This window comes from Vibrio chagasii (assembly GCF_024347355.1).
Lineage (GTDB): Bacteria > Pseudomonadota > Gammaproteobacteria > Enterobacterales > Vibrionaceae > Vibrio > Vibrio chagasii.
In genome coordinates this window covers 1,136,671-1,162,305 of sequence record NZ_AP025465.1, presented here as the reverse complement: position 1 = coordinate 1,162,305, position 25,635 = coordinate 1,136,671, and the positions used below count along the sequence as shown (strand labels likewise).

The 25,635-nt window shown below is 44.9% G+C and carries 22 protein-coding genes; 7 read left to right on the top strand and 15 right to left on the bottom strand.

Annotated elements, in window-relative coordinates:
* Positions 1–50: 50 nt before the first annotated feature.
* Together purB and OCV52_RS05365 are read left to right on the top strand one after the other, a co-directional pair.
* Positions 51–1,421 carry an adenylosuccinate lyase gene (gene purB / locus OCV52_RS05370; RefSeq protein ID WP_137407817.1) on the top strand — a complete coding sequence of 457 codons (1,371 nt, stop codon included), beginning with the start codon at positions 51–53 and terminating at the stop codon, positions 1,419–1,421.
* 314 nt (positions 1,422–1,735) lie between these two features.
* Complete coding sequence (locus tag OCV52_RS05365; RefSeq protein WP_261900842.1) at positions 1,736–3,112, top strand: IS4 family transposase; 1,377 nt, start codon at positions 1,736–1,738, stop codon at positions 3,110–3,112.
* 64 nt (positions 3,113–3,176) lie between these two features.
* On the opposite strand, the gene htpX is transcribed toward OCV52_RS05365, so the two are convergent.
* Positions 3,177–4,040, bottom strand: coding sequence for a protease HtpX (gene htpX, locus OCV52_RS05360; protein ID WP_061031768.1), 864 nt, complete (start codon positions 4,038–4,040; stop codon positions 3,177–3,179).
* A gap of 275 nt (positions 4,041–4,315) precedes the next feature.
* Between htpX and OCV52_RS05355 the strand changes: the two genes are divergently transcribed.
* Entirely contained in the window at positions 4,316–4,483 is a 168-nt protein-coding gene (locus OCV52_RS05355) for a hypothetical protein (RefSeq protein WP_170222481.1), read from the top strand.
* Between the two features lie 84 nt (positions 4,484–4,567).
* Here OCV52_RS05355 and bioD read toward each other — a convergent pair whose 3' ends face one another.
* From bioD to bioB, 4 genes are read right to left on the bottom strand one after another with little or no spacing between them, the layout of a single operon-like run.
* Positions 4,568–5,251, bottom strand: a complete 684-nt coding sequence (bioD, locus tag OCV52_RS05350; RefSeq protein WP_137409003.1) for a dethiobiotin synthase — start codon at positions 5,249–5,251, stop codon at positions 4,568–4,570.
* Positions 5,248–6,051: a malonyl-ACP O-methyltransferase BioC gene (gene bioC / locus OCV52_RS05345; protein ID WP_137409004.1), complete on the bottom strand. Its 804-nt coding sequence runs from the start codon at positions 6,049–6,051 to the stop codon at positions 5,248–5,250. Before bioC ends, bioD begins: the two co-directional genes overlap by 4 nt.
* The gene (bioF, locus tag OCV52_RS05340) at positions 6,052–7,227 is read right to left on the bottom strand and encodes an 8-amino-7-oxononanoate synthase (protein WP_137409005.1); all 1,176 of its coding nucleotides are present in this window, start codon (positions 7,225–7,227) and stop codon (positions 6,052–6,054) included.
* Positions 7,214–8,266 carry a biotin synthase BioB gene (gene bioB / locus OCV52_RS05335; protein WP_137409006.1) on the bottom strand — a complete coding sequence of 351 codons (1,053 nt, stop codon included), beginning with the start codon at positions 8,264–8,266 and terminating at the stop codon, positions 7,214–7,216. Before bioB ends, bioF begins: the two co-directional genes overlap by 14 nt.
* A 159-nt stretch (positions 8,267–8,425) precedes the next feature.
* Here bioB and bioA point away from each other — a divergent pair, with 159 nt between their 5' ends.
* Entirely contained in the window at positions 8,426–9,706 is a 1,281-nt protein-coding gene (bioA, locus tag OCV52_RS05330; protein ID WP_137409007.1) for an adenosylmethionine--8-amino-7-oxononanoate transaminase, read from the top strand.
* A gap of 133 nt (positions 9,707–9,839) precedes the next feature.
* Here the strand turns inward: bioA and OCV52_RS05325 are convergent, their stop codons facing one another.
* The 6 genes from OCV52_RS05325 to lrp form a co-directional block, all read right to left on the bottom strand.
* Complete coding sequence (locus tag OCV52_RS05325; RefSeq protein WP_137409008.1) at positions 9,840–10,106, bottom strand: DksA/TraR family C4-type zinc finger protein; 267 nt, start codon at positions 10,104–10,106, stop codon at positions 9,840–9,842.
* Between the two features lie 235 nt (positions 10,107–10,341).
* Complete coding sequence (gene serS, locus OCV52_RS05320) at positions 10,342–11,649, bottom strand: serine--tRNA ligase (RefSeq protein WP_137409009.1); 1,308 nt, start codon at positions 11,647–11,649, stop codon at positions 10,342–10,344.
* 143 nt (positions 11,650–11,792) lie between these two features.
* The gene (locus OCV52_RS05315) at positions 11,793–13,142 is read right to left on the bottom strand and encodes a replication-associated recombination protein A (protein WP_137409010.1); all 1,350 of its coding nucleotides are present in this window, start codon (positions 13,140–13,142) and stop codon (positions 11,793–11,795) included.
* 70 nt (positions 13,143–13,212) lie between these two features.
* Positions 13,213–13,809 carry an outer membrane lipoprotein chaperone LolA gene (gene lolA, locus OCV52_RS05310; RefSeq protein ID WP_004741992.1) on the bottom strand — a complete coding sequence of 199 codons (597 nt, stop codon included), beginning with the start codon at positions 13,807–13,809 and terminating at the stop codon, positions 13,213–13,215.
* A gap of 83 nt (positions 13,810–13,892) precedes the next feature.
* On the bottom strand, positions 13,893–17,063 hold the full coding sequence (locus tag OCV52_RS05305) for a DNA translocase FtsK 4TM domain-containing protein (RefSeq protein ID WP_137409011.1): 3,171 nt from the start codon (positions 17,061–17,063) through the stop codon (positions 13,893–13,895).
* A gap of 163 nt (positions 17,064–17,226) precedes the next feature.
* On the bottom strand, positions 17,227–17,721 hold the full coding sequence (gene lrp / locus OCV52_RS05300) for a leucine-responsive transcriptional regulator Lrp (RefSeq protein WP_004734558.1): 495 nt from the start codon (positions 17,719–17,721) through the stop codon (positions 17,227–17,229).
* A 156-nt stretch (positions 17,722–17,877) separates the two neighbouring features.
* Here lrp and ald point away from each other — a divergent pair, with 156 nt between their 5' ends.
* On the top strand, positions 17,878–19,002 hold the full coding sequence (ald, locus tag OCV52_RS05295) for an alanine dehydrogenase (protein WP_008224299.1): 1,125 nt from the start codon (positions 17,878–17,880) through the stop codon (positions 19,000–19,002).
* Between the two features lie 164 nt (positions 19,003–19,166).
* On the opposite strand, the gene OCV52_RS05290 is transcribed toward ald, so the two are convergent.
* Positions 19,167–20,366, bottom strand: coding sequence for a methyltransferase (locus OCV52_RS05290; RefSeq protein ID WP_137409012.1), 1,200 nt, complete (start codon positions 20,364–20,366; stop codon positions 19,167–19,169).
* Positions 20,367–20,515: 149 nt separating this feature from the next.
* On the bottom strand, positions 20,516–21,490 hold the full coding sequence (gene cysB / locus OCV52_RS05285; protein WP_004741986.1) for an HTH-type transcriptional regulator CysB: 975 nt from the start codon (positions 21,488–21,490) through the stop codon (positions 20,516–20,518).
* A 320-nt stretch (positions 21,491–21,810) separates the two neighbouring features.
* Between cysB and OCV52_RS05280 the strand changes: the two genes are divergently transcribed.
* Positions 21,811–22,578 carry a hypothetical protein gene (locus OCV52_RS05280; RefSeq protein ID WP_008224295.1) on the top strand — a complete coding sequence of 256 codons (768 nt, stop codon included), beginning with the start codon at positions 21,811–21,813 and terminating at the stop codon, positions 22,576–22,578.
* 60 nt (positions 22,579–22,638) lie between these two features.
* Here the strand turns inward: OCV52_RS05280 and OCV52_RS05275 are convergent, their stop codons facing one another.
* Complete coding sequence (locus OCV52_RS05275) at positions 22,639–23,832, bottom strand: ISL3 family transposase (protein WP_261900840.1); 1,194 nt, start codon at positions 23,830–23,832, stop codon at positions 22,639–22,641.
* Positions 23,833–23,979: 147 nt separating this feature from the next.
* Between OCV52_RS05275 and miaE the strand changes: the two genes are divergently transcribed.
* Complete coding sequence (gene miaE / locus OCV52_RS05270; RefSeq protein WP_275245645.1) at positions 23,980–24,774, top strand: tRNA isopentenyl-2-thiomethyl-A-37 hydroxylase MiaE; 795 nt, start codon at positions 23,980–23,982, stop codon at positions 24,772–24,774.
* 89 nt (positions 24,775–24,863) lie between these two features.
* On the opposite strand, the gene pyrF is transcribed toward miaE, so the two are convergent.
* Positions 24,864–25,559, bottom strand: coding sequence for an orotidine-5'-phosphate decarboxylase (gene pyrF, locus OCV52_RS05265; RefSeq protein WP_061031782.1), 696 nt, complete (start codon positions 25,557–25,559; stop codon positions 24,864–24,866).
* Between the last annotated feature and the right edge of the window lie 76 nt (positions 25,560–25,635).

The following is a 25,635-nucleotide window of genomic DNA, read 5'->3' as shown; positions in this document are numbered from 1 at the left end:
TACTGGTATAAACCTCTCAAAATTTAGAAAACTCAATTCAGGAGAACACCATGGAACTGTCAGCATTGACTGCTGTTTCACCAGTAGACGGCCGTTACGGAAGTAAGACTATTGCATTACGCAGCATCTTTAGTGAGTTTGGCCTACTAAAGTACCGCTCTATCGTTGAAATTCGTTGGTTACAAAAGCTTGCAGCTACTGATGCAATCAAAGAAGTACCAGCGTTCAGTGCAGAAGCTAACCAGTTTCTTGATGAACTAGCCGCTAACTTCAGCGAAGAAGACGCTCTACGTATCAAAGAGATCGAGCGCACAACAAACCACGACGTGAAAGCCGTAGAATACTTCTTGAAAGAGAAAGTAGCAGGCGTTCCTGAGCTTCACGCTGTAAACGAATTCATTCACTTTGCATGTACTTCTGAAGACATCAACAACACGTCTCACGCACTTATGCTTAAAGAAGCTCGTGACGAAGTTGTTCTTCCAGAGATCCGCAACGTAATCGACGCAATCAAAACGCTTGCGAACGAATACCGCGACATTCCTCTTCTTTCTCGTACACACGGTCAGCCTGCTTCTCCTTCTACTATGGGTAAAGAAATGGCTAACGTTGCGTACCGTATGGAACGTCAATACAAGCAAATCGAAAACGTTGAGATCCTAGCGAAAATCAACGGCGCTGTTGGTAACTACAACGCACACCTTTCTGCATACCCAGAAGTAGATTGGCACCAGTTCTCAGAAGAGTTCATCACTGAATCTCTTGGCGTAACTTGGAACCCATACACAACTCAAATCGAACCTCACGATTACATCGCAGAGCTATTCGACGCGATCGCTCGTTTCAACACGATCCTTCTAGACTTCGACCGTGACGTTTGGGGCTACATTGCTCTTGGTCACTTCAAGCAGAAGACGATTGCTGGTGAAATCGGCTCATCTACCATGCCGCACAAAGTTAACCCAATTGACTTCGAAAACTCAGAAGGCAACCTTGGTCTAGCTAACGCTGTATTTGGCCACCTAGCACAGAAACTACCAGTTTCTCGCTGGCAACGTGACCTAACTGACTCTACGGTTCTTCGTAACCTAGGTGTTGGTGTTGGCTACGCAATCATTGCATACACTTCAACTCTGAAAGGTATTAGCAAGCTAGAAGTTAACCGCGAAGCACTACTTGCTGAACTAGACAAGAACTGGGAAGTTCTTGCTGAACCAGTACAAACAGTAATGCGTCGTTACGGCGTCGAGAAGCCATACGAGAAGCTAAAAGAGCTAACTCGTGGTAAACGTGTAGATGGCGAAGGCATGCGCGCATTCATCGACGGCCTAGAGATCCCTGAAGACGAGAAAGTTCGTCTGAAAGAGATGACTCCAGCGAACTACATCGGTCAAGCTGTCGAGCTAACTGACAAGCTGTAATTCGATCTTCGAATTAGAAGATATGAGAAGGCTTCCTATGTGGAAGCCTTTTTATTACGTGCAATAACATGCCCAGACACAGACTTACCAAACAAGAACACAAACCCTACCTGTCCACCTCACTTTGATCGACCTAAGCCCTCAGAATAGGCAAAACACATTCCTTCCTATCAGCCATTTAAACAGAGATCAAAAAAGGCTCCCCGTAGGACTGTCTCTTATACACAAATCCCTAAGCCACGCTTGGGGATTTTTTTTGAACTATTTTTAGGTTTCATGATCTGATCATCTAAGCAATGACAAGGATGATTATCATGACCTATATAGAGCCAACCCTTTGGGCACAAAAACAGTTCGGTCAAGCCCACCTTAATGACCCTAGACGCACTCAAAGACTCGTTGCTCTCGCAGCCTCACTGGCCGAGCAGCCTGGCGTACCCGTCTCGAAACTCATTATATCCCCTGCTGAAATGGAAGGGGCTTATCGCTTCATCCGTAATGAGCAAATCAAAGCAGAAGATATCGCAGAAGCGGGTTTTTATGTCACCGCACAAGAAGCATTAGAGCAACAAACACTTCTTGCCTTAGAAGACACCACTTCTCTCAGTTACTCCCATCGCAGCATTCGAGATGAACTCGGGCACTCTAATCAAGGCAATCGACATCGCGCCATGTTTGTACACTCAACCTTACTTTTTGCTCCCGACACTCAATCTGTTATTGGTTTAATTGAACAACAGCGCTGGACTCGTGATATAGAAAAGCGAGGTCAAAGGCACCAGCATGCGACTCGACCATACAAAGAGAAAGAAAGTTATAAGTGGGAACAAGCCTCTCGCCATGTCGCTGAGCGACTTGGCGATAAAATTTCGGATGTCATTTCTGTGTGCGATAGAGAAGCCGACCTATTTGAATACCTCACTTACAAGCGAGAGCAACAACAAAGGTTCCTCGTTCGCTCAATGCAAAGCCGCTGTATTGAAGAGCACGATAATCGTCTTTATAGCTATGCTTCTACCCTGTTATCAGCCGGAGAGAAAGTGCTCGAAATACCGCAAAAAGGCGGTCGTAAAGCTCGCAAGGCTCATTTAGATATCAAATATGCCCCCGTGACACTCAAGTCTCCTGCTAACAAGAAAGAGTTCGATAACATTCCGCTTTACTACGTGGGATGTATAGAACAAGGAGAGAGTGGTAATAAGCTCGCATGGCACTTACTGACTTCAGAGCCGATAACGAGCAAGGAAGAGGCACTCAAAATCGTCAGTTATTATGAGCGGCGCTGGCTGATAGAAGATTTTCATAAAGTCTGGAAAAGTGAAGGGACTGAAGTTGAGCAACTGAGAATGCAAAGTAAGGATAACTTAGAAAGGCTCAGCGTCGTTTTGGCTTTTATCGCGACTCGGTTACTCCAGTTGAGGTTTATGAATGAATCAGACGAGTTATCTAAGAGCAGTTGTGAGCAGATATTAAAAGGCAAAGCGTGGAAGTTAATGTGGCTCAAGTTGGAGAGCAAAAAACTACCGAAAGAAGCGCCTAATATATCATGGGCTTACAACGGTATTGCTCGGTTAGGTGGTTGGAAGAATACCAAGCGAACAGGTCGCGCTTCTATAAAGACGTTATGGCAAGGATGGCTTAGGTTACAAACCATCCTTGAAGGGTATGAACTCGCCAAGTCTCTTGATTAACCAGACTTGTGATCAAGAGACAGCCCCGTAGGAAGCCTTTAGCACTCTCTCAATATATTAGAGATTACATGTTACGTAGAGAAGCAATACGCTTATCAAGCGGTGGGTGGCTCATTAGAAGCTCTGTTAGAGAACGTTTACCGTTGATACCAAATGCCATCATAGAACCCTCTAGTTGTGGCTCGTGGCTCACCTTTAGACGCTCTAGTGCAGCAATCATCTTCTCTTTACCTACCAAGTGCGCAGCACCTGCATCGGCATGGAATTCACGATGACGGCTGTACCACATGGTGATGAAGCTCGCTAAGAAACCAAATACCAACTCCAGCACCATAGACACGCCGAAGTAGACCATCATGTTGCTACCACCCTCTTCTTCGTTGTCGTTCGATGCCACAATGTTAGCAATGAAACGAGAAAGGAAGATAACGAACGTGTTCACAACACCTTGCATTAGCGTCATTGTCACCATGTCGCCGTTTGCGATGTGGCTAACTTCGTGAGCCAATACCGCTTCAGCTTCATCACGCGTCATGTTGTGTAGCAGGCCTGTTGATACTGCGACTAATGAATCGTCGCGCTTAGCGCCTGTCGCAAATGCGTTGATATCTGGCGAATCGTAGATCGCCACTGTCGGCATACCAATACCCACTTGTTGAGCTTGACGGCTTACCGTCTCCATCAACCAGTGTTCTGTTTCGTTGCGTGGGCTTTCAATCACCATACCGCCAACAGAACGAAGTGCCATTTTCTTTGACATCATTAGTGAGATGAATGAGCCGCCGAAACCGAATACCGCAGCCATCACCAACAAGCCTGAGAGGCTACCTGGTTGCATACCTGTGACTGCGTATACAATATTAAGAACAACACTTAGTACCAATACAACCGCAAGGTTGGTTGCAAGGAACAACATTACTCGCTTCATTACTTATCTCCGCATGAAAGCTGTTTTTATCAAACTTATTGTTATAGACAAGGCAGACAGCAATTGATTCTAACCTTGACGACTTATACTTACTTATACATATAGTCTTAGATTAAGAAAACAAGGTTAAGCATTAAATTGAAACATTTGATTACGGGAGTAGCGCAATTTGCACTCGTCCATTAGACCTAAGTAGTATGGTCTACCTCTATCGTTCAGTTTAGAGTGTTAATCAATTAATGATTGGCTAGTTCATGTAACAAAAGGAAAGGATCATGGTTGAAGGTACTAACACTCAAATGGCTATCGATTTACTGTGCTGTCACCTGGGGATTACTGAAGAAGAAGCGAAAAAACAGATCGGTATTCTTACGCCAGAGGCTGCGCAGACAAACATCACAGAGACACAACAAGCACTAATGGGGCTGACAAAAGATCACTAATTCCCAAGCTTGACTCTTTAAAGGCTTAAATAGCAAAAGGGCTGCAATCGCAGCCCTTTTCTTATTCAAGGTGTTACTTCAAAGCTACAGTGCAAGCAATGGCTGTACATCGATGTACTTACCAATATTTTTAGACTTAGCTTTTGGTACGTAAGGGATCTCACCCAGTTTTGGAGCGCCTAGCTTGTCTTCAAGCATCGCAATAATGTCTGCGTAATGTTCTGTGCCTGGGTTAATACGGTTAGCTACCCAACCGACGAGGTTTAGGCCATCTGCACGAATCGCTTCTGCAGTTAGTAGAGCATGGCTCAAGCAGCCTAACTTTATACCTACCGTCAGAACCACAGGAAGCTTTTCTTTCTTAACCCAGCTAGACAGGTATTCGTCGTCTGAGACGGGCACACGCCAACCACCAGCACCCTCTACCAAAACGATGTCAGAGTTCTGCTTATGTTCAGCTAGCTTAGCCGATAGCACGTCTTCCTCAATCACTACGCCGTCATGCTTAGCAGCAATGTGAGGTGATGATGGTAGTAGCAATGCGTATGGGTTAACGTCTTCATAGGCGATGTCTTTTGTTGCAGCTTCTTGAAGATGCAGCGCGTCGCTGTTACGTAACCCTTCAGGGTACTTTTCACACCCTGCAGCAACTGGCTTGTAACCAATTGTTGATAAATCTTGTGCGGCCAAAGCTTGAAGAATCGCTTTTGAAACCACAGTTTTTCCCACTTCGGTATCCGTACCTGCAATGAATACTGCATCAATCATAATTGAATAACCCCTAAACAAACTTGATATGTTGCTGGTAAGAAACCTTGATGGTTTTTAAACTCTCGATATTCCCGTTCAACAAGCTGCAACATGCGACGACTTGTTAAACCCTGTGAGCGACCACTTACGTGATTAGCGCCGATACCTTTAAGGTCGCGCATCAGTTCAAATGAAGTGTCGTACCAAACGGTGATGGTGGGCAAGTCTAGTTGATGAACCGTACAGCTAGATTGCGCTAACGCAATTTTTACCTGATTGATTGTAATAAAATGGTTAACGTGTTGATGTGCGTCAATTTTGCTCCATGACTTTTCTAACTCAAACAGTGATCCATCGAGCAAAGTTGAGAAAATAACCCGCCCACCCACTACAGTCACACGCTTCATCTCCTTCAAAGGCGATGATAAATCGTCACACCATTGCAAAGCTAAGCTCGAAAAAACAATGTCAAAACTTCCATTTGCAAACGGCAATTGTTCGGCATCAGCTTGTTGATATAAGGAGACGGCAGAACCACAACGCTGCTTTGCCTTCTCTAGCATTCCAATAGAGAGATCGGCACAAACCACTTCTGCACCACGATTCAACAATTGCTCTGAAAAATAGCCCGTCCCGCAACCAAGATCGAGCACCTTAACACCAGAAAGATCGTTTGGTAGCTTATCCAGCAATCGGTGACCAACATCGCGCTGAAACTCAGCGTGTTTATCATAGGTAGTTGCTGCCTTACCAAACGCTTCGGCAATTGCACTTTTGTCTTGGCCTAGGTATTCATGCACTACTGCTTCTTGTGACATTTACTGAGCCTCTTCCTTTGATACAGGTCTGGATTCGATAGCTTTAAGTAACAAACTGCTTAACTGGCTAACCTGTTTCTGAGTGTGATTGGCAGTTAATGTGATTCTCAAACGAGCTGTTCCTGCCGGTACAGTCGGCGGCCTGATTGCTGTCACCCAAATCTGATTGTTTTTTAACTCATCTGCGACCGATAATGTCGCCTTTGCTTCGCCTATCACCAAGGGCTTGATCGGAGTCTTGGTATCAACAAAGCCCGGTACGCTTTTCATCTGCTCCGCATAAAGAGCACTTAACTCAGTCAGTTTCTCTCTGCGCCACTCTTGGGTTTGAATCATCTGACAAGCATGAGACAAAGCGACAGCCTGTGAGGGCGGCATTGCCGTCGAATACACATGATGACGTGCAAACTGGGTTAAGTAATCACCCACCTCGGCTGAACATAGAATCGCAGCACCGGAGAGACCAAATGCTTTACCGAAAGTCACCACTAAAATATCAGGTGTGATTTGCGCAGCATTGCAGCTTCCTGCCCCTCTGTCGCCTAATACACCGATGCCATGAGCGTCATCAACCGCCAACCAACTGTCGTGTCGATTGGTCAAGCAAGACATGATATCGAGAGGGGCTTGGTCACCATCCATGCTGAAAACGCCTTCCGTCACGACTAACGATTGGGGAGAACGGCTTAGTAACGACTCAAGGTGCTGCACATCGTTGTGCTTAAAGCGTTTCATTGTGGCAGGAGAAAGTACACCCGCTTCCATCAAAGAGGCGTGATTAAGCTTGTCTTGTAGCAAGACGTCATCTTTCTCGAGCAAAGAAAACAACAGGGCTTGATTAGCGCTGAATCCAGAACTAAAAAGAATGGCACGTTCGAAGCCAAGCCACCCACACAGCTGAGCTTCTAGGTTTCGATGAGCTGGGCTAAACCCGGTGACTAATGGCGACGCTGCACTGCCAGCGCCATACTGAGACAACCCGTTTTGCCATGCTTCGACCAACTCAGGATCGTTCGCCAGTCCCAAATAGTCATTACTCGAAAAGTTTATGAAGGATGAACCTTCACTACTAAGCAATGGACCATTACTGTTTTCAAGCACCTTGAGTTGACGAGTTAACCCTTGCTCACGGCGATGAACAAGGGCTTCTTCAATGCGAGATTTAAACCGTGGCATCGTAGAACATGTCATCTTTCGTAGGGCGAGCTGCAACACGCTCCACCACTTGATCTAACAGTTCGTTTTCTTGAATTTCATCAGGCTTTTGAGCCACTTCTTGGCTGTTGATACCCAACTTCTTAAACAGCTGCATATCTGTATCTTCATCCGGGTTTGGCGTAGTCAGTAGCTTACAGCCATAGAAGATAGAGTTTGCACCCGCCATGAAACACATCGCTTGCATTTGTTCGTTCATGTTCTCACGACCTGCAGATAAACGAACCGCAGACTTAGGCATCATGATGCGAGCAATCCCGATCAATTTAATAAAGTCGAAAGACTCAACATCATCGACGTTTTCCATCGGTGTGCCTTTCACTTTAACAAGCATGTTGATAGGTACACTCTCTGGGTGTACCGGAAGGTTAGCCAGTTCAACTAGCAAGCCCGCACGGTCATTGGTGCTTTCGCCCATACCAATAATACCGCCCGAACAGATCTTCATACCTGCATCACGAACGTGAGATAGCGTGTCTAGACGATCTTGATAGGTACGAGTGGTGATAATGCTTCCATAAAACTCTGGAGAGGTATCAAGGTTGTGGTTGTAGTAATCCAATCCTGCATCTGCGAGCTCACCGGCTTGTTTAGGCGTTAGCATGCCAAGTGTCATACAGGTTTCTAGCCCCATATCTTTCACACCTTTAATCATATCGGTAAGGTGTGGCATATCGCGCTCTTTAGGGTTCTTCCATGCTGCCCCCATACAGAAACGTGTTGAGCCCGCATTCTTCGCTTTTTGTGCGGCATCCAGCACACGTTCAACTTCCATCAGGCGCTCTTTATCGACATCAGTTCGATAGTGCGCACTTTGAGGGCAGTATTTACAATCTTCAGGGCAAGCACCTGTTTTGATAGATAACAGCGTACTCACCTGCACGTGGTTGTGCTCTTGGTACTGTCTGTGAACCAGTTGTGCTTCAAACATTAAATCCATAAATGGTTTTTCAAGCAGTGCCTTTACTTCAGCGACTGTCCAGTCATGACGAACTTCCACGTGTCGATCCTTTTTTATTATTTGATGTCGCATCTCCATCAATAGAGATTGCATTTATGCTTGGCTAGTCTACCGACAAGCTTTAGACTGTCAACACATTGATAATAACAAAAGTTTACATCTGGTTATTTTTTAATCACAACAAGAACGGAAATCGTTATGGATCTCGCCTTTGATCGCCAGCATATCTGGCATCCCTACACATCAACGTTAACACCTCTGACCTGCTATCCTGTTACCAATGCAGACGGCGTTTACCTAGAACTAGAAGGCGGAAATCGAATTATTGATGGCATGTCTTCTTGGTGGTCAACGATCCACGGATACAATCACCCTGTCTTAAACGAAGCCGCACACAGCCAAATCGATAAGGTTTCACACGTCATGTTTGGTGGCATCACCCACCAGCCGGCTATCGATTTATGTAAGAAACTTCTAAAACTAGCACCAGACAATCTAGAACACGTATTTTTGGCTGATTCAGGATCAGTCGCGGTAGAAGTGAGCCTGAAAATGGCACTTCAATTTTGGCATGCGAAAGGACAACCTCGCTCTAAATTCTTAACGCTGAGAGATGGTTATCACGGTGACACGTTCGCTGCGATGTCAGTGACAGACCCCGATAACTCAATGCACAGTCTCTATAAGGGCTTTTTACCTGAGCATATTTTCGCTGAATCGCCAAAGACTGGCTTTTGGGATGAATGGAACCCAAGTGACATTGATAGTTTTCGTGAAAAGCTATCCGCACACCATGAAGAAGTCGCCGCCGTTATCTTAGAGCCAATCGTTCAGGGCGCTGGCGGTATGCGTATTTACCACCCTGAATTCTTGAAACAAGTTCGCTTGCTTTGTGATGAGTTTAACGTGTTGTTGATTCTAGATGAAATTGCAACGGGGTTTGGCCGCACAGGTAAACTGTTTGCCTGCGAGCATGCAGATATTCAGCCGGATATTTTGTGTGTCGGCAAAGCTCTGACTGGTGGTTATATGACGCTTTCAGCAACACTAGCAAGCAAAGAAGTCGCGGACACCGTATGTGGAGGTGAGGCAGGTTGCTTCATGCACGGCCCGACTTTTATGGGTAACCCGTTAGCTTGTGCCGTTGGAGCAGCGAGTTTATCCCTCATAGAGCAAGGCCATTGGCAAAATCAAACCCTACAAATTGAACAGCTTTTCTCTGAATTGCTGCCACCTTTGCGAGAGCATGCACTGGTTAAAGACGTTCGCTGGTTGGGCGCTATTGGTGTAGTTGAAACCCATTCACCTGTCGACATGGAAACAATTCAAGCTCACTTTGTTGAACAAGGCGTTTGGATTCGTCCATTTGGAAGGTTAATTTATATGATGCCTCCGTTTATTAGCGAACCACAACATATCGAACAATTAGTCGCTGCTATCGATACTGCATTAAAAAATGCTCATTGCTTTAAATCGTAATTAAATAATGCGTTTATTGTTCTAAACAAGAGCGATGGTTATTTCCGTATATCTTCAATAATAAACCATTTAATAAAACTAAAAGGCCTTACATAAAAGTAAGGCCTTATCTATTTTGAAGATATCCGTCAGTTTAACGTAATTGACTATCTTTACTTGCTCGACGGTTAAACAATGAATGTCGATGTGCGTCATGCTCTAATAATGACTGACATTCGATACACAAACGAACGCCTTTTATCGCGAGTCGTCTTTGTTCTGGTATCTCGTCGCCACACTCATCACAATAACGCAAACTCTCACCACCTCCTAGGTTCCCTCTTACACGAGAGATCTCATCATCGATGGTGTTTTGTATTTGCTGGCTGACACTGTCGTCTCCAGCCCATCCTACGGCCATAAGCCCTCCTCAATACATAAACGAGAAAATCTTTACCTACCGCGGTAAGAGGACATTATAGCCACATATCAATTAAGTAATAATAACCAAAGATAACAAAATACTATTACACTATGGTAATAGTACTGAAATGAAAGTAGCTAAGGAATGCACCAACCTATTATTAAGGCAATAAAAAACCCAGCCAATAGGCTGGGTTTTCAATATTTTACGGACTCATTAAATCGTAAAACGATTAGCCGATGTGCGTTACGCCGCCCATGTATGGCTGAAGTACTGCTGGGATAGCAATACGGCCATCTGCTTCTTGGTTGTTCTCAAGAATCGCAACCATAGTACGACCAACAGCAAGACCAGAACCGTTTAGTGTGTGCACAAGTTCAGGTTTCTTCTCGCCTTTACGACGGAAACGAGCCTGCATACGACGAGCTTGGAAATCCCACATGTTTGAACAAGAAGAGATTTCGCGGTAAGTCTCTTGTGCTGGAACCCATACTTCTAAGTCGTAAGTTTTCGCAGCGCCGAAGCCCATGTCACCAGTACATAGAACCACTTTACGGTAAGGAAGCTCTAGAAGTTGAAGTACTTTTTCAGCGTGACCTGTTAGCTCTTCAAGAGCAGCCATAGAGTCTTCTGGCTTAGTAATTTGTACTAGTTCAACTTTGTCGAATTGGTGCATACGGATAAGACCACGAGTGTCACGACCGTAAGAACCTGCTTCAGAACGGAAACATGGTGTGTGAGCTGTCATCTTAAGTGGCAGTTCAGCTTCGTCTGTAATGGTATCGCGAACCATGTTCGTTACCGGTACTTCCGCAGTAGGGATAAGTGATAGCGTCTTAAGAGGAACATCACTTACTTGCTCAGTTAGCGGGCTTGTGTGGAACAAGTCTTCGCCAAACTTAGGAAGTTGACCCGTGCCGTATAGGCTATCGTGGTTCACTAGGTACGGTACGTACATTTCTGTGTAGCCGTGCTCATCAGTGTGAAGGTCCAACATGAACTGAGCAATCGCACGGTGTAGACGTGCAAATTTGCCTTTCATCACGATGAAACGAGAACCTGAGATTTTTACTGCGCTAGCAAAATCAAGACCGCCAGACATTTCGCCAAGATCAACGTGATCTTTCACTTCGAAGTCGTATGTCTTAGGTTGACCCCAACGAGAAACTTCAACGTTATCATCTTCGTCTTTACCTTCTGGCACAGACTCGTCTGGCAGGTTTGGAATAGACATAGTGATCGTTTCTAGATCAGATTGAAGCTCAGCCAATGCTGCTTTAGCTTGGTCTAGTTCTGCGCCTAAGTTGCCTACTTCAGCAAGGATACGCTCAGCTTCTTCATGGTCGCCTTTTGCTTTCGCTTGACCAATGGACTTCGATCGAGAGTTACGTAACGCTTGTAGCTCTTCAGTTTTCATCTGAAGGGACTTACGCTTTTCTTCAAGTTCACGAATTGTCTCTACATCAAGGTCAAAGCCTCGACGTGCTAATTTTGCCGCTGTTTCATCCAGCTCAGCTCGAAGTAATTTAGAATCCAGCATTGCTAATCCTATGCTTTAGTTATTTGAATATTCAGTAGCTTGGCTACCGAATCACCACTAAACCCCTAAAACTGGTGCTATTTCAACCAATTTGTAACGATTTAATCTGAATTTTATGACTAGGTAAAGATATCCAAAAAAGACTACTTTTCATAGCGTTTTTGTGGGCTTTTTGCGTCCAAATCCGCCAGATAATCTAGCTTCTCGCCAATTTTGGTCTCTAAGCCTCGTTTTGTTGGGAAATAGTATTGTTTCTCGCCCATCTCAGGAGGCAGATACTTTTCACCCGCCGCGTAGGCACCTGGTTCGTCGTGAGCATAACGGTATTCTTGCCCATAGCCCATGTCCTTCATCAAACTTGTCGGTGCATTTCGTAAATGATGAGGCACTTCATACTCAGGAAGATTATGAGCATCGGTTAAGGCTTGCTTCCAAGCTGTATAAACCGCATTACTCTTTGGTGCACACGCTAAATAGACAACCGCCTGTGCGATCGCACGTTCACCTTCTGCAGGGCCAATGCGTGTAAAGCAATCCCAAGCAGACATAGCAACCTGCATAGCACGAGGGTCCGCGTTACCAATATCTTCAGAAGCTATCGCCAATAAGCGCCTAACGATATAAAGCGGATCACAGCCTGCTGCAATCATTCGAGCCGACCAGTACATGGCTGCATCAGGTTTTGAACCACGAATCGATTTATGAACAGCTGATATTAGGTCGTACCAAATATCACCCTTGTTATCAAAGCGAGCCACTTTCTCACCCGCCACTTCAGCAAGCAGTTGTAAGGTGATCGCTTTCTCGCCTTTGTCGTTGTCTTCTGCCATGTCGTACAGCAGCTCAAGGTAGTTGAGCGACATACGCGCATCACCGTTCACTAACTCAGCTAAGCGATCCAAAACATTATCAGCAAAGTGTGCAGGTACATCACCAAGGCCACGCTGCTTATCTTCAATCGCTTGACGTATTACCGTCGCAATATCATCGGTATTGAGAGATGTCAGCTTGTACACTCGCGCACGAGATAACAGAGCATTGTTTAACTCGAAGGAAGGGTTTTCTGTGGTTGCACCAATGAAGGTAACCGTGCCGTCCTCTATATGAGGCAGAAAAGCATCTTGCTGGCTTTTATTAAAGCGATGGACCTCATCCACAAACAAGATGGTTCTGCGCCCTGCTTGCTTGTTTTCACGCGCTTTTTCAATAGCGATGCGAATGTCTTTCACACCCGATGTCACGGCGGACACACGCTCCACTTCTGCATTGGCATAATTGGCGGCAACTTCTGCGAGCGTGGTTTTACCAGTACCAGGAGGCCCCCACAAAATCATCGAGTGGATATGCCCCGCTTCCAGAGCTCTACGAAGGGGTTTACCTGGACATAATATATGCTGCTGACCAATATACTGCTCTACAGTTTCTGGTCTCATACGAGCAGCAAGGGGACGAAAATCTTCGTCCCCTGCAAAATCTAAGCTGTAATTACTCAATTGCAATCTCTTGATTCGTTGATGGCATTAATGCCTATCGACGTACTACCAAATGATCGACTTGATTCGATCAGTTTCTTTGGTCGTCGACCTCGACACCTTCCGGTGCCACAAAAGTAAAGCGGTCTGCCGCTGGTTTACCCAAATTCACATTACTGAAAGTAAACTCGCCTTTTTGACCGTCTTGTTCAATCACATTAAAGCCCTGAACAATGCCTTTTTCATTGATATTAATCTGGAAGTCACCCTGATTAGAGTCAACCGCCGTTGGTGTCAGCGTAAATTGGTTACCCGATTGCGCTACATTGTAGTTATCCCAATCGCTCTCTTGGTTGCGTGTCAGCAGCACAAAAGGCGTTTGCGATGTCGCTTGTTCTTGCCAGTAAATACTGACTTGCTCAATGAACGGGCTGTAATACCACAAACTCTGACCATCAGAGACCAATAGGTTCTCATCCGGGAACGTGGTTTCCCAGCGGAATAAGCTTGGGCGTGCAATTTCAACCGTGCCTTCACCTTCCATTACAACATCGCCATCAGGGCTTGTGACCACTTGTTTAAAGTCAGCGCTAAACCCTGCGTTTAATGCCAAGCGGCTACTCAACTCTTCTTTCGGAGAAGCAAACACTGAGAAGCTCATAAATAAAAGTGCGAATACTTTTTTCATTAATAATCCTGTTACGAGGTAAATCGGTCATAAAGCTATGACCGATTATTAAGGGTTGAGTTCCTATCTACACAATTAAGCGATTACTCTTTCGGTGGCGCTGGTGCTAAGACTTCTCGGTTACCGTTATGGCCTGGAGCACTTACAATGCCTTGCGCCTCAAGCTGTTCCACAATTCGTGCCGCTCGGTTGTAACCGATCTTGAATCGACGTTGTACACCAGAAACTGAACCGCGACGTGAATGAACAACGTGCTCGACTACTTGATCAAACAGTGGGTCAACCTCTTCATCACCTTCCATCTTCTCACCCGGAAGCAAGGTTTCAGGCGTTTGCTCACCATTAGTAATTTCATCAATGTAGTTTGGCTTACCACGTGCTTTCCAGTTGTTTACCACTGCGTGTACATCATCATCTGACGCAAACGCACCATGAACACGGATTGTATGGCTAGAACCTGGCGGTAAGTAAAGCATATCACCCATACCAAGCAGTGATTCTGCACCACCTTGGTCAAGAATCGTTCGAGAGTCAGTCTTAGTTGATACCGTAAAGGCAACACGCGTTGGAATGTTAGCTTTAATCAGACCTGTAATCACATCTACAGATGGGCGCTGAGTTGCAAGAATCAAGTGAACACCAGCTGCACGCGCTTTTTGTGCCAAGCGTGCAATCAGTTCTTCAACCTTCTTACCTACCACCATGATTAAGTCGGCAAATTCATCGACGATAACCACAATGTATGGCAGCTTCTCTAACAATGGCGCTTCTTGGTCCATGCTATCGCCCGGTTTCCACAATGGGTCGTGGATTGGGTGACCTGCATCGGCAGCCATCTTAAGCTTGTCGTTGTAGCCTTTGATGTTACGAACACCGAGTGCTGACATCAGCTTGTAACGACGTTCCATTTCGCCAACACACCAACGAAGTGCATTCGACGCATCTTTCATGTCGGTAACGACTTCAGATAGTAGATGAGGAATACCCTCATATACTGAAAGCTCTAGCATTTTCGGGTCGATCATAATGAAACGAACGTCTTCAGGCGATGCTTTATACAGCATACTCAAAATCATTACGTTCACACCAACCGACTTACCAGAACCCGTAGTACCCGCAACTAGGACGTGTGGCATCTTAGCTAGGTCAGCAATCACAGCTTCACCTGCAATATCTTGTCCTAACACCACCGTTGTTGGTGATTTCGCTTCTTGGAACTGCTCGCTGCCCACTACGTCTGAGAAGAATACGGTTTGACGGCTCATGTTTGGCAACTCCAAACCAACATAAGGTTTGCCCGGAATTACTTCAACTACACGTACCGCCAACGCAGACAATGAGCGAGCCAAGTCCATAGATAGGCCAGAAATACGGCTTACTTTCACACCAGGTGCCAAATCCAACTCAAATCGAGTGATGACTGGACCAGGGAAAATATCAACAACGTCCGCTTTAATCTTGTAGTCCGCTAGCTTGGATTCAACCAGACGCGCAATTGCTTCTAGTGCATCACGGTCGATAAATGTTTCACGTTTCTCAGGGTGGAACAAAAGCTCAAGTGTCGGTAGTGGCTCCGCCGGTTTCGGCAAATTAACTTCCTGCTGAACCAAGAATGGGTTTTGTGCAGCTGCCATGTTTGCTTGCGCTTCAGAAACAATGTTCTGGAAAGCCGCAACGTCTTTATCCTGATTCAGGTCTTCATCTTCCGAGACTTCTTCCCAAGGCAGATCAATCGCAGGCTCTTCATCCACAACGGCAGGTTGTGCAGCTTGCTCTTGCTGATATGAGAATGGTTCGTGTTGTTCTTCGATATCACTCTCTACTGTTTCAGAATCAAACTCAGAAGGCTGCTCGTAGCCTTGCTCTTCAGGCGCATCAAATGGTGCACGGTGCGCTGAGAAATCATCTTGAGTATCAGCATCTGGCTCGCCCATAGGGGAGACATACAAAGATTCAGGCTGAACGTCATCAGCATCAAACTCTGTAGACTCGTGAGCTTCACAATCAACCTCTGGTTGTGCATATTGATCATCAAGAGCTGTTTCTGTTGTCGCATCCACAATAGGTTCAGTAGGACGAACAGGCTCCTGTTCTTGCTGCATGTATTGCTGATAAGCCGCTTGAGATTCATGTGCATCTGTCTGATCTTGCTCAGCAAGATCATCTTCATACATTGCAGCACTTTCTAGCTGCTCTATGGTCGCATTTAACTGCTTAGAACGCTCAACGCCCTCTTCCAATGGCTCTTGTGGCGCTTGATAAACCGGAGCGACAGCAATTGGCTGCTCTGGTTGAGGAGCAACAGGCGGTTGAGTCACTCGATAAACTGGATCTTGAGAAACAGGCGCTTGCTGCTTAACCGGCGCTTCTGTTGGCATATGAATATTGTAATGACGCTTCTCTGCAACACTCTCTTTAGATGTGTTTGTTGCAATACCAGAAGGCTCATTGGTCGCTGAGAAGCTCATTGCAGGATCGAGAGCTTCTTCTCGCTCAGCATATTGCTCTTTCACTTCGTCATCGCGGTACGTTGGCTGTTGACGTAGCTCTTGCTGTGGAGCTCGGTCTGCTGACTCTTTCAGTTCTGGCTCAAGCAATTCTTGGTCTTGACCACGAGCTTTGTTAACCGTTGAAGTAAAGAGTTTGATTGCGCCTTCACCCAACCATTCAACAATTCTTAACCAAGAAATACCAGTAAGAAGCGTAAAACCTGCCCCCCAAAGGAAAAGAAGCACAAGCGTACTGCCTAAAATGTTCAACGTTGGAAGTGCGAGGCTCGTTAAAACGTCACCAACCACACCACCTGACGAGAAGTACCAAATATCATCAAAGTTAATGTCTGCCAAACCACAGCTGGTCAGAATGAGCACTGTCAAACCAAGTAAACGAGTACCCCACAACATAAAGTCGATCTGCTCATCTTCATTACGCTTACGGAATAAGACCCATGCGGCAACGGTCACTAAGATCGGCAGTGGATAAGCCAGAGAGCCAAACACAAAGAAAAGCGTATCTGCTAGCCATGCTCCTAGATAGCCTCCCGCGTTTTGAATGTCACCACCCCACGCCGTTTGCGACCATGATGGATCGGCTGGACTAAAGGTTAATAACGCAACGGCAAGTAGAATAGAGAAAAGAACGCCCAGTATCAGGCTGCACTCTTTAAGGCGTTGAGAACCATTTAAACGAGAAGACTGGGGCTCTTCACTCGTTTTAATGATTGTTTCTACTTTATTACTGCTCTGCTTGAACATAAACCAACTTAATAATTAAACGAGATAAAAACATAGCGAGCGGCACAGGCCGCCCGTTTCAATGAAACTACTGTTGATTTAACCATATCAAACCAAAAAACCCAATTCCAGAAAGCAAGAAAGCGGAACAAATGTCCGCTTTCTTTCATTTCACCAATTATGACTAACGAGTTTTAATCACAAGTTGGTTGGTTTGTTTCACTTCTTCCATTACTACGTAAGTTCGAGTGTCGTTTACGCCCGGTAGACGAAGTAACGTATCACCCAGTAGCTTACGGTAAGCACCCATATCAGATACACGTGTTTTTAGAAGATAGTCAAAGTCACCCGACACTAAATGACACTCTTGGATGTCATCCAGTTTCTGCACAGCGGTATTGAATTGTTCGAACACATCTGGCGCACCACGGTTCAACGTAATTTCAACAAACACTAAAAGTGAAGCATCAAGGTACTGTGGGTTCAGCAACGCTGTGTACCCAGTAATGTAACCTTGACGTTCTAAACGACGAACACGCTCAAGACACGGAGTCGGAGAAAGTCCTACTCGTTTTGAGAGTTCAACGTTCGAGATACGACCGTCTTTTTGCAACTCATTAAGAATGTTGCGGTCAATACGATCTAGTTCCTTGGACGGCTTCTTATAATTGTCTGCCATTTTTTATTCCACCTTATTACTTCCTTGCAAAAAAATATACTACAACTTTTTAATATTCAGTATCAAATTTTATCTGAACATATCTATACTAGATATTAATTCGACAGAATTACCCTACACATAGATAAAACAACCAAAATAAAATAAGGAGTCAGGATGATCATTGGCGTACCTAAGGAAATCAAAAACCACGAATACCGCGTTGGTATGACCCCAGCTAGCGTGAGAGAACTAATCTCACACGGCCACCAAGTTTTTGTTGAAACCAATGCCGGTACTGGTATCGGTTTTTCAGACGATGATTACATCGCTGTAGGCGCATCCATTCTTCCTACTGCTGCTGACGTTTTCGCGAAAGCAGAGATGATTGTAAAGGTTAAAGAACCTCAAGCTGTCGAGCGAGCTATGCTTCGCGAAGGGCAAATATTATTTACTTATTTACACCTTGCACCAGATTTTCCACAAACTGAAGAGCTTATCAAGAGCAAAGCTGTCTGCGTAGCCTATGAGACTGTAACAGATAATATGGGTCGCTTGCCACTATTAGCACCAATGTCTGAAGTAGCTGGTCGCATGTCTATTCAAGCAGGTGCACAAACATTAGAGAAATCTAACGGTGGTTGTGGTCTTCTTCTAGGCGGCGTTCCTGGTGTTGAACCAGCGAAAGTTGTTGTTGTTGGCGGCGGTGTTGTAGGTGCTAACGCAGCACGTATGGCTGTTGGCCTTCGCGCTGATGTAACGATTCTTGACCGTAACGTGGACACGCTTCGTCGCCTTGATGAAGAATTCCAAGGTCGCGCAAAAGTAGTTTATTCTACTGAAGACGCTATCGAGAAGCATGTTCTAGAAGCAGACCTAGTGATTGGTGCAGTACTGATCCCTGGTGCAGCAGCACCTAAACTGGTTACAAAAGAGCACATCGCTAAGATGAAACCAGGTTCAGCGGTTGTTGACGTTGCAATCGACCAAGGTGGTTGTTTCGAAACTTCGCACGCGACGACACACGCAGATCCAACTTACATCGTTGACGACGTAGTTCACTACTGTGTTGCAAACATGCCTGGTGCTGTTGCTCGCACTTCAACCTACGCACTAAACAATGCAACACTTCCTTACATTGTTAAGCTAGCGAACAAAGGTTACCGCGAAGCACTTCTATCAGACAAAGGCTTCCTAGAAGGTCTTAACGTGATTCACGGTAAAGTGACTTGTAAAGAAGTTGCAGAGAGCTTTGACCTAGAATACGTAGATCCAGCTGAAGCTATCGCGATGTTCAACTAATGATGTCATGAGTCACTGAGCGTCAAATTTTCTCGTTGAGGCGCTCAGTTGAATCATACGCATCAAAAAAGCCAGTCCGATTATGTCGAACTGGCTTTTTTGTCTCTGTAACACTAACGTTCGAAAGCTGTGAGGAGCATGCTTTCTACTAGACGCATCGTCTATCAGTCGTTCTTAACGCCATGTATCAACAGGTTTCTAGGCGTAACACTGCGCTCACAAAACTCTTCGATGCTTGCCTCATAGCCTTGCTCTTGTAGGTAAATCGCTCTATCTAAAGCTAACCATATCTCCAATGGTCGTCTGAAAACTTGTTGAACCAAACTCAGCTTCTCCATTTCCCAGAAAAGTTTCTCGCCTTGAGCAAAATAGGATTCAAAATCGATATCCGAACCAAGTGTTATCTCTTTCACTTCAGAAGCCCACTGACAAAACGATTCAAACCCTTCAGATAATTCTGACTTTTTGATGCTCGGTACTGGGATGTATTCATCAATCCCCATTTCAGTCTTAAGTAACCGGCTGAAGCCTAGGCGATAACTCATCTCCAATTGACGGTGTCGCTTTACCCTTTCACCACCAGTAACCGTTTCCTGGAGTGGGATTCGTAAATCACTCTTGCTTAATGTTAACGCTGAGGCTTTTGCCACTGAAGACATAGCTTGGTAGCTGTCGTCTCGAATAAGGTGGTAACAACAAGGGGATATAGTCACCGCAGAAAGCCCATGCGATACGGACTTTTTAACTAACTCAACATGGAGATCGCCACAAGCATGCAGTGCTACCGCATGTTGATTGGCATTAAACACCTTGTCAGCACTCTCAGAAAAAGCGTCACCTTGCACAAAGGTCATTTCTAGATGTTGTGCATCCGCTATTTTTTGGCCACTCTCACACAGTGATTGCTGCCATTCGAAACTGGTCACCTTTTGGTTAGATTGCTGAGACAAAATTCGCCCTAAGAATCCTTTACCAGAACACCACTCCAACCACTCTTCACCCTGGTGATGTTCAAGCGCCGCTTCACCCATCGATATGATTTGCTGCAACTTTCTTCCTGGAATACCGTCTTCAGTTCCTCTAGGAAGCTGCAATCCTTTGAGATTTGTATTCGTAAATTGAGTGCTTTGGTGAGCGTCCGCAAGCTGAGGCATAAAATAGCTGAGTTCAGTAAGCAGCAGATCAGGCAGTTCTTTCAGCGTCTGAATATTTTCAATCGTTAAACTATTTAACCAGTCCACAAGGGGTGGGTTAACTTCTTTCCATGGCTGCTGTTGTGTTTGGCATAGGTGAAAAGGCTCAGAGCGCCAATAAACTTGGTGCTCAAGCAGAAATGAGTCGAGTATTTTAAATCGTGAATGCATGCTTCCCCCTATGATGCGTGGATTGTAGGGGTAACCGGCGTAAATGAAAAGGTGGGAGACAAAGAGAACTTAGAGGTGAAAGTTAAAAAGCTGATAAAAAACGGCCTGTCACTACAGGCCGATTAAGAATCTTGTTTTTCGAGATAGAATTAACGAACTGGCAGCTCGATATCTTTAAACATCTCTTCGATTTCTTCATTCGATTTCAAAGAGATAGCTTGCTCTACCACTGGGCGAGTTAAGTGAGGTGCAAAACGTTCCATGAAATCAAACATGTAAGAACGCAGGAACGTACCTTTTCTAAAACCAATACTGGTTGTGCTCGCACCAAATAGATGGCTCGCATCAATGGCAACCAAGTCGGTATCTTGTTCATGGTCAATCGCCATACTCGCAATCACACCAACACCGATGCCCATACGAACGTAAGTTTTGATTACATCGGCATCTGTAGCAGTAAACACAACACGTGGTGTTAGACCTACTTTATTGAAGGCCGTATCCAGCTCAGATCGGCCAGTAAAGCCAAAGACGTAAGTCACCAGAGAATAAGCAGCCAGATCTTCGATGGTGATATTTTGCTTTTGAGCCAGCGGGTGATCTTTTGTTACCACGATAGAACGGTTCCAATGGTAACAAGGCAGCATTATCGCATCTTGGTAAAGGTGAAGTGCTTCTGTCGCAATCGCGAAGTTTGCTGTGCCCTTAGCTACTGCCTCAGACATTTGGCTCGGTGTACCTTGGTGCATGTGAAGCGACACTTTAGGGTAACGCGCGGTAAAGCCTTTGATGACATCTGGCAATGCGTAACGAGCTTGCGTGTGAGTCGTTGAAATATTCAATGTACCCATCTCAGGGTGAGTATGTTCGCCAGCGACCGCTTTAATGCTTTCAACACGAGCAAGGATCTCCTGAGAGATACGAATAATATCTTCACCAGCTTGAGTAACTTGAGTCAAATGCTTGCCGCTTCGCTCAAATATCTGAATACCCAATTCATCTTCAAGCAGTCTAACCTGTTTACTGATGCCTGGCTGAGATGTGTATAAACTCTCTGCTGTTGCAGAAACATTTAGGTTATGGTTTACAACCTCAACAATGTACTTCAGTTGCTGTAACTTCATATCTAACCTCGTAATCCTTTACTCATTTCTGTGCTAACTTATTTGCAAAGAGAGCATTCTAGTCTCGTGTAATATAATTATTAGTTATAACGCTTCAAGCGCTAAAAAGACAGAAAAATTGAGTTTTTCTCGATGAACAAATAAAAATGCCACGATGGCTTTGCAAGCTAGTCCTCATTCCCATAAATTAGTTGATAGTTTTGATTGCTGATTACGCTCAATAAGAGATAATCAGAAATTGCATTTTACGAGTGCCGATACACAATGGAATCGTGTATCCTCTCTAGTTAGCTCAAGAAAACATAAGCAGACATAAATATATGAATAACCCTGGTTTAATTATTGCCTTAGTTGCGATTCTTTTGGTGTTGGTATTAGGTTACAACATCATGCTTCAGTACAAAGTTAAGGTAGAAACAGCGAAGAAACAGGAAGCTTCTCGTTATTTGACCATTATTGATGGAACCGAAGAGCTTATTGGCAACGCGCACCACATGCCGTTTAGCCAAGATCTTCTTGTATGCTTAAATAATCGAATTCTTGATGCATTAGAAAACATGTATCAGCTCGACCCCAAAAATAAGCAACTTGCCCAGCGCATTGAAAGCGTAAAACAGCAAATCACCCAGCTTAAAGAGAACTACCAAGGTGGCGAAAGCACGGCCTTTAGAGTTCCTAGCAGCGATAAACAAGCAATCATGATGCTCAAACTGGTTAAGCGCCTACGCGATACGGTACGTAACGAACACAATAAAGGCCGTTTTGAAACCCAAGCTTATGTGGTAGAAAACGCACGTTTAGAGACTATTCAGATTCGAATCAACATTGAGAACGTGATTAAACGTGCTAACGATTCAATTTCACGCGGCCAACCAGGTACCGCTATTCAATTGCTTCGTAAAGGTATTGATGCACTGGCAACCAAGAATGACGCATACTCAATGAGAGCAAAAGAAAAGCTTCAACAGATGCTGAACGAGCTTGACCAAAAACGCCAAGACAAAAACGCGCAAGATTTACAGCAAATGGAATCTAAAGAACGCGATGACGATATGGATGCCCTATTCGGTCAGAAGAAGAAGTGGTAACCACTTAATCAAGTCACCGAGAAGGCCACCTCAGTTCGCTAAGGTGGCCTTTTTTGTGGTTCATCGCGGCTTTCCGGGGAAAGCCGCTTTTATCTTCAAGAAGAAGTAGTCTGTATCTCGATACCCATATCCCATTCGCTTGATTAGCTTTATCTTGTTGTTTATCCCTTCCAATGTGCAGGTGTTAAGCGGATAACTCGCAGATGCGATAATGCCGTGAAGATAAGGCCTTAGTTTTCGTGCGAACTCTTTCAATGGCTTAATTCCACTCTCTTGTACTTGTGCCCACCACGCCTCCCAGAGCCCTTTAGCATGTACTTCTGATTCACAATACCAAAGCTCTTTGAGTTGTGCTCCGAGTATATAAGTGGTCATTAAGTCCTTATTGATATTCAATATTTCGGTAAGATAGCTGTTTTGCTGTGTATTCAAATTACCCCTGTTTTTTAGCAACACCCAGCGTGAGCGCTTGATCCATTGCCTCGCTTTTTTATCTTGCTTGAGTTTGTTGGCTTGGTCGACTCTGACTCTATCCATCACCTCTCGACCGAACTTAGCAACAACATGGAATAAGTCGTAAACGATTTTTGCGTTCGGACAGTGTGCTTTAACTTCAAGATCAAAAGCCGTATTCATGTCCATTGCGACCGCTTCGATATTATTGCCATGCTTGCCTAGTTGCTCGAAGAACGGCCGTATGTCCTTACGGCTTCGGCCTAACCCTATCCAAATGACTTGGTGTGTCTTAGCGTCAGCGATGACCGTGGCATATCGATGCCCTTTAAAGATGGCGAACTCGTCCATGACGAGTTGCCTTAGCTCCTCCCATTTCACTGGCGGTACCACTTTTCTAAGTCGGGATTTATCTATCTCTTTAATGGTGTGCCAATGAACGTTCGTTAACCGGGAGATATGCTTAATAGGAAGAAGAGGCAGTAATTGTTCTATATAGCTTCTTAAGCGCTTCGTTATACGAGCATAAGGCTCCAACCAAGATAGAGATTCTGTTTTTATGCCACACTCACGGCACTTGATTCTTCGCGTTTGAACAGAAAGAACAACAGGAACACCGAGCAACATGGCTTCTTTTACATGACGCCATTGATACTCATGAATAGCCTCGGCCTCGAGACCACAAAGGCACTTAGCCTCAGAGTTCGGTTCAAGAGTCAGGGTAATAAGTGATGCTGTCTGGTGAGACTTTACGACTTGAAAGCCTTCCCAGAATGAAGATAGGAAAGTATGATTCGGCATGAAAACGGTAGTTTGTGTATGATTTTTGTTTGGCGACTAAACCATATCACTTACTACCGTTTTTGTTTTTAGTTCCCGCTAATCCGCGATGAACCTTTTTTGTCACTAATGAATTTCCTTCCTCCGTATAGGGAGATCTCATTAGCTGTGATAAAATCCCGCATTATCAACAAACCTGCTCCGACCATGTATCAAGAATTACTCGCTCCAATCCACTCTTTTCTTAAAGCTGAAACGCCAGATTCATGGATCGATGAAGCCAAAAAGCCTGAAAACCTCCACATCATTTTGCGCGACCACATGTTGTGTGAACTCAAGGCTGCTCAAAGTGCTTTATTCCTTATCCGTAAATACGCGGTAGATAAAGAAAGTGCCAAGCAATTAAACGAATGGATCTTGCCATACGAGCAATTTGCTTACCGTCGCATTGGTGATTTAGAGTCACTTCGTGGCAAGAGCAACGTTTCAAAACAGATCACAGCAAAAGAAGGCTGTAATTACGGCGCTGACCTTATCGATAAGATGGTGCTGTTGATTAAAGAGGAACTCCACCACTTCTATCAAGTAATGGAATTAATGGAGAAGAAAGGCGTGACTTACCAGCCGATCGAAGCCGGTCGTTACGCGAAAGGATTGATCAAACAAGTAAAGACATACGAGCCTGATGCTCTGGTCGACAAACTGATCATCGGCGCCTTTATTGAAGCACGCTCTTGTGAACGTTTTGCGAAACTGGCCCCTTTCTTAGAAGAAGACATGGAGAAGTTTTACGTATCCCTACTTCGTTCAGAAGCTCGTCACTACCAAGATTACCTCGAATTAGCAGAGCAAATCGCAGGTAAAGATATCTCGGAACGTATCGCCCACTTCGCTCAAGTAGAAGCAGATCTGATCACCTCAGACGACAGCGACTTTAAATTCCATAGTGGCGCACCAGTATAATCCCGCTAAGAAAGCAGCTCCAATCCAAACAAAGAAGGCCAGCTAACTGCTGGCCTTCTTATTTGTTTCACGCTAGCTATAAGAGAAAGTTAAGCTAGTGTGCCGTTGATTTCAGCAAGCACAGCTGCAGGGTCTACAGCCTGAGTAATTGGACGACCAATAACCAAGTAGTCAGAACCAGATTCAATCGCTTTAGAAGGCGTCATGATACGCTTTTGGTCACCAACATCAGCGCCAACAGGGCGGATACCTGGAGTCACCAGTTTAAACTCTTGGCCAAGCGCACCTTTCAATAAAGAAGCTTCTTGCGCTGAACACACCACACCATCAAGACCAGAGTTTTTTGTAAGAGAAGCTAAACGCATCACTTGTTGCTGTGGTTCTAGATCCAATCCGATACCCGCTAGATCCGACTGCTCCATGCTCGTCAGTACTGTTACGCCAATCAGCAATGGACGATCTTTACCGTAAGGCTCCAAAATTTCGCGAGAAGCCGTCATCATACGCTCACCGCCACTTGCGTGTACGTTGACCATCCATACGCCTAGTTCAGCGGCTGCACGAACGGCTTTTGAACATGTGTTCGGGATATCGTGGAACTTAAGGTCCAAGAATACTGAAAAACCACGCTTGTGTAATTCACGAACAAACTCAGGACCAAATAGGGTGAACATCTCTTTACCCACCTTAAGGCGGCAAGATGCAGGGTCAATACGATCAACAAAGGCTAACGCATCCGCTTGGTTGTCATAATCCAAAGCTACAATGATTTTTTGGTCGTTCATTTCATCTCCTAACGCAGTTAACTTTCTTAAAAAATATCTATCTACCCTTGCAGGCGATATATAACAGTCATAAAAA

What these genes read in the sequence shown, in the direction of transcription:
- purB (WP_137407817.1), top strand. Translation starts at nt 51, where the DNA reads ATGGAACTGTCAGCATTGACTGCTGTTTCACCAGTAGACGGCCGTTAC.
- OCV52_RS05305 (WP_137409011.1), bottom strand. Translation starts at nt 17,063, where the DNA reads ATGTTCAAGCAGAGCAGTAATAAAGTAGAAACAATCATTAAAACGAGT.
- lrp (WP_004734558.1), bottom strand. Translation starts at nt 17,721, where the DNA reads ATGGCAGACAATTATAAGAAGCCGTCCAAGGAACTAGATCGTATTGAC.
- bioA (WP_137409007.1), top strand. Translation starts at nt 8,426, where the DNA reads ATGGATCTCGCCTTTGATCGCCAGCATATCTGGCATCCCTACACATCA.
- pyrF (WP_061031782.1), bottom strand. Translation starts at nt 25,559, where the DNA reads ATGAACGACCAAAAAATCATTGTAGCTTTGGATTATGACAACCAAGCG.
- htpX (WP_061031768.1), bottom strand. Translation starts at nt 4,040, where the DNA reads ATGAAGCGAGTAATGTTGTTCCTTGCAACCAACCTTGCGGTTGTATTG.
- bioF (WP_137409005.1), bottom strand. Translation starts at nt 7,227, where the DNA reads ATGCCACGGTTTAAATCTCGCATTGAAGAAGCCCTTGTTCATCGCCGT.
- OCV52_RS05290 (WP_137409012.1), bottom strand. Translation starts at nt 20,366, where the DNA reads ATGCATTCACGATTTAAAATACTCGACTCATTTCTGCTTGAGCACCAA.
- lolA (WP_004741992.1), bottom strand. Translation starts at nt 13,809, where the DNA reads ATGAAAAAAGTATTCGCACTTTTATTTATGAGCTTCTCAGTGTTTGCT.
- bioD (WP_137409003.1), bottom strand. Translation starts at nt 5,251, where the DNA reads ATGATTGATGCAGTATTCATTGCAGGTACGGATACCGAAGTGGGAAAA.
- bioC (WP_137409004.1), bottom strand. Translation starts at nt 6,051, where the DNA reads ATGTCACAAGAAGCAGTAGTGCATGAATACCTAGGCCAAGACAAAAGT.
- OCV52_RS05275 (WP_261900840.1), bottom strand. Translation starts at nt 23,832, where the DNA reads ATGCCGAATCATACTTTCCTATCTTCATTCTGGGAAGGCTTTCAAGTC.
- ald (WP_008224299.1), top strand. Translation starts at nt 17,878, where the DNA reads ATGATCATTGGCGTACCTAAGGAAATCAAAAACCACGAATACCGCGTT.
- OCV52_RS05280 (WP_008224295.1), top strand. Translation starts at nt 21,811, where the DNA reads ATGAATAACCCTGGTTTAATTATTGCCTTAGTTGCGATTCTTTTGGTG.
- cysB (WP_004741986.1), bottom strand. Translation starts at nt 21,490, where the DNA reads ATGAAGTTACAGCAACTGAAGTACATTGTTGAGGTTGTAAACCATAAC.
- OCV52_RS05365 (WP_261900842.1), top strand. Translation starts at nt 1,736, where the DNA reads ATGACCTATATAGAGCCAACCCTTTGGGCACAAAAACAGTTCGGTCAA.
- serS (WP_137409009.1), bottom strand. Translation starts at nt 11,649, where the DNA reads ATGCTGGATTCTAAATTACTTCGAGCTGAGCTGGATGAAACAGCGGCA.
- OCV52_RS05325 (WP_137409008.1), bottom strand. Translation starts at nt 10,106, where the DNA reads ATGGCCGTAGGATGGGCTGGAGACGACAGTGTCAGCCAGCAAATACAA.
- OCV52_RS05355 (WP_170222481.1), top strand. Translation starts at nt 4,316, where the DNA reads ATGGTTGAAGGTACTAACACTCAAATGGCTATCGATTTACTGTGCTGT.